Raw genomic sequence first — 12,468 nt, 5'->3', positions numbered from 1 at the left:
GAGGTCCGGTTTGATGGTGTGCAGACAACCGATCTACGGCACAAGAATTTCATTGACTATTCGGTTAGTCAAATATTATAGGACGATGCGAAGATCAAGAGGTCACCATGAAAACCATTCTCATCGCGGCGGCGCTCGGCGGCATTTTCGCCCTCTCGGCCTGCAGCAACGAAGAGCCGCCTGCCAAAAAACCACTGCGCACGGTGGACGTGGTAGTGGCTGAAAAGAAGCCCGTGGATCGCGGTAGCCTTATCACGGGCGAAGTGAGGGCGCGGGTTCAGACGGATCTGTCTTTCCGGGTCAGTGGCAAGATAATCGAGCGGCTTGTGGATGTCGGTACCAGGGTCAAGACAGGGCAGTTGCTGGCCCGTATCGATCCTGAAGAACAAAAGGCTGATCTCGACGTCGCGCTTGCCAACCTCCAATCTGCCGAGGCGCAGCAGACGCAGGCTCAATTGGCCTTCGATCGGCAGCAAAGCCTCTTCAAGACGCAGGTGACATCGCGTTCGGCGGTGGACAAGGCCCAGGAAACTCTGCTCACGGGGCAGGGTGCCGTCAGATCTGCGCAGGCGCAGTTGGATACGGCGCGGGATGCGCTGTCGTATACTGAGCTTCGAGCCGATGCAGACGGTGTGATTACGGCGCGCAACGTCGAAGTGGGTCAAGTGGCGCAGGCAGCCCAGCTCGTCTTCACGCTGGCGCATGACGGGCCGCGCGATGCGGTTTTCGATGTCTATGAATCCCTGTTCCTAGAGCGCGATATCAACAATCTCGTCGATGTCAGTCTTCTCTCGGATCCTGCCCGCACGATTGCGGCGCCGGTGCGGGAGATTTCGCCGACGATCGATCCCGACAATGGCACGATAAGGGTCAAGGTCGGGCTGAATGGTGACATGACAATGCCGCTCGGTGCTCCCGTCTCCGGTCATTTCCACTTCAAACAGGTCGACGCGATCGAGTTGCCATGGTCTGCGATGACGTCGCAAGAGGGTTCTCCAGCCGTCTGGGTGGTCGATCCGCGGTCGCAGGAGGTGGATATGCGGCGTGTTGAGGTCGCCGATTACGAGACCGGCCAGTTTGTTGTCGCTGAGGGGCTTAATCCCGGCGATCTCGTCGTCACGGTTGGGACCAAGTTCCTCCGCGCGGGTGAAAAGGTCGCCTATGAAAAGGGGCAAGCACAATAATGTTCAGGATATACAAAAGCTTGTTGTTGGGAGCCGTGGTAATTGCCGTTTCCTCCTGCCAGAAACAGCAGGAAGCCGCCGCCGAGCCACCGCGTCCGGTACTTTCCGTCGTCGTGGAAGAGAAGCCAGCGGATGCGCTGCGGCTGACCGGTACGGTTGAACCGCGCATCCAGACAAATCTCGGTTTCCGTGTTCTGGGACGCATCATCGCCCGCAACGTCGATGTCGCCGATCTGGTCAAGAAAGGCGATGTCGTGGCCTCGATCGATCCGCTTGCCCTTGAGCTTGCAGTGAAGAGTGCTCAATCCGATCTTTCCAATACGGAAGCGCAACTCGCCAATGCGGTCACGACAGAACAGCGCCAGCGCGTGCTGGCCGAAGCCCGAAGCGGCACGGAAGCGGCGTTGGAAGAAGCCGAACAGGCGACCCGCACTGCCAATGCCGCCGTCGCCAAGGCCCGGGCCAATCTCGATAAGGCCGAGGAACAGCTGGGTTATGCGCAATTGCGTGCTGAATTCGACGGCGTGGTCACGGCAACGGCAGGTGAGATTGGCCAGGTCGTCTCCGCCGGTCAGACTGTCGTGACCATCGCCCGCCCGGAGGTGCGTGATGTGGTGGTCGACGTTCCACAATTTGCAGCCCAGCGACTGGAGATCGGCTCCGTCTTCGATATCGCCCTGCAACTTGATCCAAAAATTCGCACCACCGGTGTCGTGCGCGAAATTGCGCCGGAAGCCGAAACGGCGACAAGGACACGTCGCACGAAGATCAGCCTTCAGGATGCACCATCAGCCTTCCGCTTGGGCTCCGTGGTCACGGCCTCCGTCGTTGTTGCATCCGAACCCCGCATCATGCTGCCCTCATCGTCCCTTTTGAAAACCGACAACGGCTGGGGCGTCTGGATCGTCAATGTCGATACGGCGACAGTGACGTTCAGGCCCGTCACGATTGAGGGCGATCCCGCAGAGAGTGGAAGCGTGCGCGTCACCGGCGGAATCAAGCCGGGCGAGCGCGTCGCCAGCGCCGGTGTCCACAAACTCAAGGATGGACTGGCCATCAGGATCGATCAGGAGGTCCGTCAGTGAAGAAATTCAACCTTTCCGACTGGGCGCTCGAACACCGTTCGCTTGTCTGGTATTTCATGCTGGTCTTCGTTCTCGCCGGCGTTTTCTCCTACCTCAATCTAGGCCGCGAGGAAGATCCAAACTTCACCATCAAAACCATGGTGATCAGCGCGCAATGGCCCGGCGCTTCCGCGGAGGAGGTGGCCAAGCAGGTCACCGACAGAATCGAGAAGAAGCTCGAGGAACTCGACAATCTCGACTATGTGCGCAGCCAGACGATGGCCGGACGCACGACGATATTTGTGGAGTTGGTACCAGAAACCAAGGCGCGTAATGTCGAGCCGACCTGGGTGCGTGTCCGCAATATGATCGGCGACATCAAGGGTGAATTTCCCTCTGGCGTGGTCGGCCCGTTTTTCAACGACCGTTTCGGCGATGTCTATGGCAATATCTATGCCTTCACCAGCGACGGTCTCAGCCAGCGCCAATTGCGTGATCTGGTAGAGGATGCCCGTGCCAAGGTGCTGACGGTCGACAATATCGGTAAGGTCGATGTCATTGGCGCGCAGGACGAGGCGATTTATCTGGAATTTTCCACGCGGCAGATCGCGGCGCTCGGCATAGACCAGCAGTCGATCATCAACACGCTGCAATCCCAGAACGCGGTCACGCAATCCGGCTTCGTCAATGCCGGGCCTGAGCGTGTGGCGTTGCGGGTGAGCGGGCAATTCACCTCCGAGGAAAGCCTTCGCTCCATCAACCTGCGGGTCAACAACCGCTTCTTCCCGCTGACGGAAGTGGCGACGATCCGGCGTGGTTATGTCGACCCGCCATCCTCGCTGTTCCGCTTCAACGGCCAGCCGGCAATCGGCCTTGCTATCGGCATGAAGACCGGCGCGAACCTTCTCCATTTCGGGGAAGCCCTGGATGCGCAAATGAAGCGCGTCGTTTCGGATTTGCCTGTTGGTGTCGACGTGCACCGCGTGTCCGATCAGCCGGCCGTGGTCGATGAAGCGGTCTCCGGCTTCACCTCGGCGCTCTTTGAAGCCATCGCCATCGTCCTCGTCATCAGCTTTATCAGCCTTGGCCTCAGGGCCGGCATGGTGGTTGCCGTCTCCATTCCACTCGTGCTTGCCATTACCTTCGTATACATGGAATACACGGGCATTTCGCTGCAACGTATTTCGCTCGGCGCACTCATCATCGCGCTTGGTCTGCTTGTTGATGACGCAATGATTGCCGTCGAGATGATGGTGGCGCGGCTGGAGGTCGGAGACGATCTCAGGAAAGCCGCAACCTACGTTTACACGTCGACCGCTTTTCCGATGCTGACGGGAACGCTGGTCACTGTCGCGGGCTTTATTCCCGTCGGCCTCAACAATAGCGCCGCGGGTGAATTCACCTTCACGCTGTTCGTGGTGATTGCCGTTTCGCTCATCGTGTCGTGGATCGTCGCGGTTCTCTTCACGCCGCTTCTCGGCGTGACAATCCTTCCGAAGACAATGAAATCCCACCATGAAAAGAAAGGTCGCTTCGCTTCTGCTTTTTCATGGCTTCTTGACCGGGCGCTGCGCTGGCGCTGGGTCACGATCATCATGACCATTGCATTGTTTGGTCTTTCCATCGCGGGCATGAGTTTGGTCCAGCAGCAGTTTTTCCCCTCATCCGACCGCGTCGAACTGATCGTCGACTGGAACCTGCCGCAGAACAGTTCGATTGCGGAAACCAACCGCCAGATGGCGAAGTTCGAAAAGGACATGCTCGCCAACAATCCTGATGTCGACCATTGGACAACCTATGTCGGCGAAGGCGCCCCGCGCTTTATCTTGTCCTTCGACGTTCAGACCCCTGACGTGACCTTCGGTCAGACGGTGATCGTTACCAAGGGGTTGGATGTGCGCGACAAGGTCCGCGCGGACCTGCAGGAGTATCTCAACCGAACATTTGCCGGTACGGATGCCTTCGTGAAATTGCTTGATATCGGCCCCCCCGTCGGGAAACCGGTTCAATATCGTCTGAGCGGTCCTGATATTCAGAAGGTCCGCGAACTTGGCCAGCAATTGTCCGGCATCGTCGGAGACCACCAGTTGCTTTCCAATCTCGTGATGGATTGGAACGAGCCGACGCGCGTTGTGAAGGTGGATGTCATTCAGGACAAGGCCCGCCAGCTCGGCGTTTCCTCGGAAGATATCGCCAATGCCATGAACAGCATTGTCGAGGGCTCCACCGTCACCCAGGTCAGGGATGACATCTATCTCGTCAATGTGGTGGCGCGGGCGCAGCTGGCGGAGCGCGGTTCGATCGAGACGTTGCAGAACCTGCAGCTGCCGGCGACAAATGGAAAGGCAGTACCACTCTCCGCAATTGCAAACTTCCGCTATGAACTGGAGCAACCGACAATCTGGCGTCGCGACAGGATTCCGACCGTTACCGTCAAGGCAGCCATTATTGGCCCGACACAACCCGCCACGATCGTGGAACAGTTGAAGCCAAGGCTCGAGGCGTTCGAAAAGACACTTCCCGTCGGTTACAAGCTCGAAATCGGAGGCTCGGTGGAGTCCAGCGCGGATTCGCAGGCTCCGATCGTTGCCGTGGTGCCTTTGATGCTGTTTGCGATGGCGACAATCCTGATGGTTCAGCTTCAGAGCTTCAGCCGCCTGTTCCTCGTCTTCGCCGTCGCGCCCACGGCATTGATCGGCGTTGTGGTGGCGTTGCTCGTCTCCAATGCGCCGATGGGCTTCGTTGCCATTCTCGGGGTCCTGGCGTTGATCGGCATCCTCATTCGCAACTCGGTCATTCTAGTGGTGCAGATCGAGCATTTGAGGAGCGAGGGCGTCTCGGCATGGCATGCCGTCATCGAAGCGACCGAGCACCGCATGCGGCCAATCATGTTGACGGCGGCAGCGGCAACGCTTGCGCTCATTCCCATATCGCGGGAAATCTTCTGGGGGCCGATGGCCTATGCGATGATGGGCGGGATTGTGGTGGGCACGGCGCTGACGCTGCTCTTCCTTCCGGCGCTCTATGTCGCGTGGTTCCGGATCCCGCGTGAAGATGACAAACCGGAGGCATCTAAAGTCACGGCATAATTTCGCCTCTGGTTTGGGGGGCGGTGATGCCCCGGCGCTCGCCCCAACAAAAATATCAACCCTCGTTGTTCCGGCAGGCCGGATAATGATAGGAAGGTCGGCCTAGCAGCGAGAGCAGCCGACCTTTCCCGTTTGGACGGTCTCGCTGGCGTCATGGTGCGGACATATCGAGAATGTGGAGGATGTTTATATGGGCGGATTGACGGATTGGCTTGCAGACGCGCAGCCGATCAACCGCAAGAACGCCGCAGAAGCGGTCTTCGAAGATATCCGTTCCGCCATCACGTCTGGCCAGCTTGGGGTCGGCACGCGCCTGCCCTCGGAAGCCCATCTCGCAACGCGCTATGGCGTCAGCCGTCCGATCATCCGTGAGGCATTGCGATCTCTCCAGACGCTGGGCCTGACGCAAACGCGCACCGGCAGCGGCACCTACGTCATGACGCTGGCGCCACCCTCGGAATTGAATTACGGCGCTTATTCCGCGCGCGATCTCATTGAAGCGCGCCCGTTCATCGAAGTCCCGGCGGCAGGTTGGGCGGCCTTGAGGCGCACGGATGCGCAATTGCAGGTCTTGCTCGATCTCTGTAGCCGCATGGAAACCGAGGAGAGGCCGCATCCCTGGGTGCTGCTGGACGGCCAGTTTCACTGTGCCATCGCGGAAGCCTCTGCCAACCGTCTCTTTGCGAAGGTGGTGTCGGATGCCCGCGAAGCCGTCGCCCAACAATCGGGAATGGTGAACCTGATGGCCGGTCGCCGCGTCGCTTCGAATTTCGAGCACCGCCGGATTGTCGAGGCAATCCGGCGGGGTTCAGCGCCCGAGGCGCGGGAGGCAATGGAACTCCACCTTGGTCAGGTGAAGCAGGTTGTGACCACCATCATTGGCGAAGATCGGCTTCGCCAGCCGTGACCAGGGTTGGCAGGTTGGCAAGGTGGCGCGGGCTCAGCGCCTGCTGCAACTGCGCCTCCGTGAGATAGCCACGCTCCAGAACCACCTGCGGCACGGTGCGACCACTCGCAAGGGCCTCCTTGGCGACATCGGTTGCCGCATAATAACCGATCAGCGGGTTGAGCGCCGTGGCGAGACCGATCGATTCCTCCACGCGCTGCGCCATGATTGCCGGATTGGCGACAATGCCGTCTACGCATTTTTCTGCCAGCGTACGGCAGGCGGCGCTTAGTTGGCTGATGCTCTGGGATAGCGCGCGCACCATGATGGGTTCAAAAGCATTCAGTTGCAGCTGTCCCGCTTCCGCCGCCATCGTGATGGTGATGTCGTTGCCGATGACGGCATAGGCCACCTGGTTCACCACTTCGGGAATGACCGGATTGATCTTGCCCGGCATGATGCTGGAGCCCGCCTGAACGGAGGGAAGGGTGATTTCGCCAATCCCGGCGCGCGGGCCTGACGAAAGCAGGCGAAGGTCGTTGCAGGTTTTGGAGAGCTTGACCGCGACGCGTTTCAGCACGCCGGAAAGGTGCACGAAGGCGCCGGGGTCCTGGGTGGCTTCGATGAGGTCGGCAGCCGTCACCAGCGGCCGCCCGGTCAGTTCCGCCAGATGGCGGCAGGCAAGCTCGGCATAACCGCGCGGTGCGTTGAGCCCGGTACCGATGGCCGTGGCGCCAAGATTGATCTCGTGTAGAAGGGCTGCCGATTCGATGAGGCGTGCCTGATCCTCTCCCAGCATCACAACGAAGGTCCGGAATTCCTGACCGAGCGTCATCGGCACCGCGTCCTGCAATTGGGTGCGGCCGATCTTGATGAAGCCGGCAAATTCCTGCGCCTTGCGGTCGAACGCCTCCTTCAGCACGCCCATCGAGGCGGCGAGGTCGTCGATTGACTCGATCAGGCCGACATTGACGGCTGTCGGATAGGCATCGTTGGTGGACTGACTGAGATTGACGTGATCATTTGGATGCAGATGAGTATAATCGCCCTTCTCGTGCCCAAGCAGTTCGAGTGCGCGGTTGGCGATGACCTCATTGGCGTTCATGTTGGTCGAGGTGCCGGCGCCGCCCTGGATTTCATCCACAACGAATTGCTCGTGAAGAGCGCCCGCGCGAATTTCGCGGCAGGCTTCGGCGATCGCTTCCATGCGCTCCTTGTCCAGCAGGCCTAGTTCGTGATTTGCGCGTGCGGCCGCCTCCTTCACATAGGCCAGTCCCCTGACGAGATAAGGATTGTGGCCAATGGTCACCCCGGTGATCTTGAAGTTTTCCACGGCACGCGCCGTGTGCACGCCCCAATAGACTTCTGCAGGAATTTCTTTCGACCCGAGCAAATCATGCTCTTTGCGCGTCACGCTCACAATGTCCTCCACTGGCTTAAGCGTTGCAAAATCTGTAAAGCTGTCATACAGATTAATTCACCATATTCCCAGGGAGGGGGAAGGTCAACATCGTCCGTCGCTCTTGACGAAAGCCATGACATGCAATTATGAGAACGAAAATCTGTCATGCAGCTTTACTGATTGCACGCATTCGCTGGCCACATTTCCAGCATTGGGGACGACGCCAGTTCCACTTTGATTTCCGGCTTATTGCCGATTACAAGCATTTTATCGGGAGGATAAATCCATGCATTCTGGAAAAACGGCGCCCGCCGAACGTGAGGTCTTCGTTGAAGAGGACCTCGGCTACCACAAGGCCCTGAAGCCACGCCAGATCCAGATGATCGCCATCGGCGGCGCCATCGGCACGGGCCTCTTTCTGGGCGCGGGTGGACGTCTCGCACAGGCCGGTCCGGCGCTGGTTTTCGTTTATGCGCTCTGCGGCTTCTTCGCGTTTCTGGTGCTGCGTGCGCTTGGCGAGCTTATCATGCACCGCCCGAGCTCCGGTTCCTTTGTTTCATATGCACGCGAGTTCTACGGCGAGAAGATGGCCTTTGCGGCCGGCTGGATGTATTGGCTGAACTGGGCGATGACCTCGGTGGCCGATGTCACCGCCGTCGCGCTCTACATGAATTTCTTCAAGCAATACGTACCGTGGCTTGCGGGCATCGATCAGTGGGTATTCGCGATGACGGCGCTGGTCGTCGTGCTGGCGATGAACATGCTGTCGGTGAAGGTGTTCGGGGAACTGGAGTTCTGGTTCAGCCTTATCAAGGTTCTGGCGCTTGCCATCTTTCTCGTTGTCGGCGTTTATTTCGTCATTTTCGGTACGCCTATCGAGGGTCATGTCACCGGCTTCAGCCTCATCACTGACAATGGCGGCTTCTTCCCGAACGGTATTCTTCCTGCCTTCGTCATCATCCAGGGTGTGGTCTTTGCTTATGCCTCGATCGAGTTGATCGGCACGGCAGCAGGCGAAACCGAGGACCCGCGCAAGGTCATGCCGCGCGCGATCCGCGCCGTTGTCCTGCGCCTCGTCGTGTTTTACGTCGGTTCGGTGCTGTTGTTCACGCTGCTCCTGCCCTACACCGCCTACAAGGCCGGTGAGAGCCCGTTCGTGACCTTCTTCGGCTCCATCGGCGTGCAGGGCGCAGACGTCATCATGAACCTCGTTGTTCTGACTGCGGTTCTCTCCTCGCTCAATGCCGGGCTCTATTCCACCGGCCGCATCCTCCACTCCATGGCGGTTTCCGGCTCGGCCCCGGCAGCGCTGGCGAAGATGAACAAGAATGGCGTGCCTTATGGTGGCATCGCGGTCACGGCCGTCGTTACCGTATTCGGCGTCGCGCTCAACGCCGTTGTTCCCTCTGCCGCGTTTGAAATCGCACTCAACCTGTCAGCGCTCGGCATTATCTGCGCCTGGGCGGTCATCGTGCTTTGCCAGCTCAAACTCTGGCAGCTTTCGCAGCGTGGCGAGCTTGCGCGTCCGGATTTCCGCATGTTCGGCGCGCCCTATACCGGCATCCTCACGCTCATCTTCCTTTTTGGTGTCCTTGTGCTGATGGCGTTTGATTATCCTGTCGGCTCTTGGACCATCGCCTCGCTGATTGTCATCATTCCAGCACTGGTGATCGGCTGGTACCTGCTGCGGGATCGCATCCACCGTCTTGCAGGCGAACAGCCAGGCACAGGAGCGTCGCATTGATCGGGCAGGGATCAATTCCACTGGTGGCGGTCATCGCCACCGGTGGCACCATTGCGAGCAGGCGAGGCGCCGATGGCGCCAGCACGCCCAGCCTCTCCGGTGACGATTTGCTGGCGCTTGTGCCGCAGGTCAACGCCCGGCTGAAGCCGATCGATCTGATGGCAAAGGATTCCTCCAGCCTGACACTGACCGACATGCAGTGCATCAGCGACGCGGTCGGTGCCGAACTTGACGATCCCGCCGTGGCGGGTGTCGTCGTTCTGCATGGAACCGATGCCATGGAGGAAACGTCCCTGCTTGTGCATCTGCAACATGTCCTCACCAAGCCTGTCGTCTTCACCGGCGCGCAGTTTACCGCAGACCATGATGAGGCCGATGGACCGGCGAACCTCGGCCGCGCCATAGAGATGGCGCTCGATGAACAGAACGCCACGAAGGGTGTGCTTCTTTCTTTTGGTGGTCGCTCGTTGCCGGCGTGGGGACTTTATAAGTTGAGCGCTGACGCTGCGGACGCCTTCCGCTCCGCCCGGCCGCTAATTACCGATGGGGCGCTCCATCTTACCGCCTTCGTTGCCAGCCAACGCGTCGATATTGTCGCCATCCATCCCGGCTGCGAAGCCACCCACATCGATGCGAGCCTACAGGCCGGCGCAAAGGGCATCGTTCTCGCCGCTCTCGGTTCCGGCAACGCCAATCCGCTTATTGCTGAAGCGGTGAAGCGCTGCGCAGATCGCGGTGTTCCGGTCGTGGTTTCCAGCCGTGTCCCTGAAGGCCTGCTGGTCGCGAGTTATGGCGGCGGCGGCGGCGGCCACGATCTCGTCGCGGCGGGTGCCGTGCATTCGTCCACGCTTCGGCCGGGACAGGCCCGTATTCTGCTGGCGGCGTTGCTGGCAAGCGAAAGTGCGCCAGAGGACATTGTTTCCGCTTTCGCGTGACCGCTCTTTCGTGGAGACGTGACCCGTTGCCCGCTCCGGCCGGCTTCGAAAATTCCTATAGGATTCCTATTTTATTCCCTTTGCGGCCGTCTCGAACCTTTATGCGGTTCGGGTGCATCTTCTGTGCGGGAAGGGATGGTGTTCCCTTTCCAGCCAGAAAGATTGAAAAGCGACGTCCCACATGACGGCGCTTTTCTTCCTGTCCGGCTCCTCGATTAAAAAGGAGTCCCATCGATGATGGATCTTGTTCTTGTCGGCGCAGCCACGGTGTTTTTCGCCATCTGCTTTGCCTATACGCGCGCCTGTGACCGGCTTTAGACGGAGGCTGCGATGACCCTCGATTATATCCTGAGCGGCGCCGTCACGGTCTTTATCGCCGCCTATCTCACCTACGCTCTCATTCGCCCCGAGCGCTTCTGATCGGGAAGCGGCGGCTATTGAAAGTTAAATACCATGACCCTCAATGGATGGTTTCAGGTCCTGCTTTTCTGCGGGATCATCTTTGCGCTGGTGAAGCCGCTCGGCTTCTATATGGCGCGCGTCTTCAATGGCGAGCGGACCGTGCTGTCGCCGGTTCTCGTACCCGTCGAGCGCGGCCTTTATGCGCTTGCTGGAACAAGCGAGCGTGAGGAGCAGCACTGGACGACCTACGCGTTCTCCATGCTTCTCTTCAACCTTCTCGGTTTTACCCTGCTTTATGCGCTAATGCGCTTTCAGGCGGTTCTACCCTATAATCCGCAGGCGATGCCGGCCGTGGGGCCGGAACTGTCCTTTAACACGGCGGTCAGCTTTGTCACGAATACCAACTGGCAGAACTATGGTGGCGAAAGCACCATGTCCTACCTGACCCAGATGGCCGGTTTTACAGTGCAGAACTTTGTTTCCGCCGCAACCGGCATGGCAATCGCCATTGGTCTGATCCGCGCTTTTTCGCGGGCATCCGGCAAGGCGATCGGTAATTTCTGGGTGGATATGGTCCGCTCCACGCTTTACGTGCTGCTGCCGCTCTGCATCGTGCTGACGCTGGTTTATGTGTCGCTCGGCGTGCCGCAGACGCTTGGGCCTTATGTCACGGCGCAGACGCTGGAAGGCGCGCAACAGACGATTGCCGTTGGCCCCGTGGCGTCGCAGCTGGCGATCAAGATGCTGGGCACCAATGGCGGCGGTTTCTTCAACGCCAATTCCGCGCATCCCTTCGAGAACCCGGACGCCATTTCCAACATGATCCAGATGGTGTCGATCTTCGCGATCGGCGCGGCCTTTACCAATGTCTTCGGTCGCGTGGTCGGCAATCAGCGCCAGGGCTGGGCAATCCTCGCCGCCATGGGTGTGCTGTTCGTCGCCGGCGTTGCCGTCACCTATTGGGCGGAAGCGGCCGGAAACCCGCTGATGCACGGCTTTGGTCTTGCCGGCGGTAACATGGAGGGCAAGGAAGTCCGCTTCGGCGTGGCGCTCTCGTCGCTCTTTGCGGTGATTACCACGGCGGCATCCTGTGGCGCGGTCAATGCCATGCATGGCAGCTTCACGGCGCTGGGCGGTCTTATCCCGCTTATCAATATGCAGCTGGGCGAAGTGATCGTCGGTGGCGTGGGCGCCGGTTTCTACGGCATTCTGCTCTTCATCGTCATTGCCATCTTCGTGGCGGGGCTGATGGTCGGACGGACGCCGGAATATCTCGGCAAGAAGATCGAGGCTAAGGAAATGAAGATGGCGGTTCTGGCCATTCTTTGCCTGCCGCTCGCCATGCTCATTTTTACGGCCATTGCCACCGTCCTGCCTTCGGCCGTGGCGTCGATAGGAACGGCAGGTCCGCACGGCTTTTCTGAAATCCTTTACGCCTATACGTCGGCGGCCGCCAATAATGGCTCGGCTTTCGGGGGGCTTAGCGGCAATACCAGCTGGTACAACATTACGCTTGGCTTTGGCATGTTGATGGGGCGCTTTCTGGTGATCATTCCAGCTCTGGCAATAGCCGGCTCACTGGTCGCCAAGAAGACGGTTCCGGCCTCGGCCGGCACCTTCCCGACGGATGGACCGCTCTTCGTTGGCCTGCTTGTCGGCACCATCCTGGTTGTCGGTGGCCTTACCTTCCTGCCGGCACTCGCGCTCGGCCCCGTTGCCGAACACCTGGTGATGGCGGCAGGCCAGCTGTTCTGAGGTGATG

The 12,468-nt window shown here is 59.5% G+C and carries 9 protein-coding genes; 8 read left to right on the top strand and 1 reads right to left on the bottom strand.

The features are described 5' to 3' along the window. The first annotated feature begins 107 nt into the window (after nucleotides 1-107). The 4 genes from ACUTJJ_RS01065 to ACUTJJ_RS01050 all read left to right on the top strand — a co-directional run bounded on the left by ACUTJJ_RS01065 (nucleotide 108) and on the right by ACUTJJ_RS01050 (nucleotide 6,244). Nucleotides 108-1,184, top strand: coding sequence for an efflux RND transporter periplasmic adaptor subunit (locus ACUTJJ_RS01065; protein WP_445541018.1), 1,077 nt, complete (start codon nucleotides 108-110; stop codon nucleotides 1,182-1,184). Further along, on the top strand, nucleotides 1,184-2,269 hold the full coding sequence (locus tag ACUTJJ_RS01060) for an efflux RND transporter periplasmic adaptor subunit (RefSeq protein WP_445541017.1): 1,086 nt from the start codon (nucleotides 1,184-1,186) through the stop codon (nucleotides 2,267-2,269). The genes ACUTJJ_RS01065 and ACUTJJ_RS01060 overlap by 1 nt, the downstream gene beginning before the upstream one ends. After that, nucleotides 2,266-5,337 (top strand): efflux RND transporter permease subunit, encoded by a 3,072-nt coding sequence (locus ACUTJJ_RS01055; protein WP_445541016.1) that lies wholly within the window; start codon nucleotides 2,266-2,268, stop codon nucleotides 5,335-5,337. The genes ACUTJJ_RS01060 and ACUTJJ_RS01055 overlap by 4 nt, the downstream gene beginning before the upstream one ends. A 190-nt stretch (nucleotides 5,338-5,527) precedes the next feature. Further along, entirely contained in the window at nucleotides 5,528-6,244 is a 717-nt protein-coding gene (locus ACUTJJ_RS01050; RefSeq protein WP_063950321.1) for a FadR/GntR family transcriptional regulator, read from the top strand. Here ACUTJJ_RS01050 and ACUTJJ_RS01045 read toward each other — a convergent pair. After that, entirely contained in the window at nucleotides 6,213-7,643 is a 1,431-nt protein-coding gene (locus ACUTJJ_RS01045) for an aspartate ammonia-lyase (RefSeq protein ID WP_445541015.1), read from the bottom strand. The two genes, ACUTJJ_RS01050 and ACUTJJ_RS01045, sit on opposite strands and share 32 nt — an antisense overlap. Before the next feature lie 268 nt (nucleotides 7,644-7,911). Here ACUTJJ_RS01045 and ACUTJJ_RS01040 point away from each other — a divergent pair, with 268 nt between their 5' ends. From ACUTJJ_RS01040 to kdpA, 4 genes are all read left to right on the top strand, one after another. Then, nucleotides 7,912-9,369: an amino acid permease gene (locus tag ACUTJJ_RS01040; RefSeq protein WP_063950323.1), complete on the top strand. Its 1,458-nt coding sequence runs from the start codon at nucleotides 7,912-7,914 to the stop codon at nucleotides 9,367-9,369. Continuing rightward, nucleotides 9,366-10,304 carry an asparaginase gene (locus ACUTJJ_RS01035; RefSeq protein ID WP_445541014.1) on the top strand — a complete coding sequence of 313 codons (939 nt, stop codon included), beginning with the start codon at nucleotides 9,366-9,368 and terminating at the stop codon, nucleotides 10,302-10,304. Before ACUTJJ_RS01040 ends, ACUTJJ_RS01035 begins: the two co-directional genes overlap by 4 nt. 330 nt (nucleotides 10,305-10,634) lie before the next feature. Then, the gene (gene kdpF, locus ACUTJJ_RS01030; RefSeq protein ID WP_063950325.1) at nucleotides 10,635-10,724 is read left to right on the top strand and encodes a K(+)-transporting ATPase subunit F; all 90 of its coding nucleotides are present in this window, start codon (nucleotides 10,635-10,637) and stop codon (nucleotides 10,722-10,724) included. A 33-nt stretch (nucleotides 10,725-10,757) separates the two neighbouring features. Further along, nucleotides 10,758-12,461 (top strand): potassium-transporting ATPase subunit KdpA, encoded by a 1,704-nt coding sequence (gene kdpA, locus ACUTJJ_RS01025; protein WP_445541013.1) that lies wholly within the window; start codon nucleotides 10,758-10,760, stop codon nucleotides 12,459-12,461. Nucleotides 12,462-12,468: the final 7 nt, after the last annotated feature.

It is taken from the genome of Agrobacterium sp. DKPNP3 (assembly GCF_052686535.1).
Note: the sequence above shows the minus strand (reverse complement) of the source record. Positions and strands in the feature narration are given on the sequence as shown.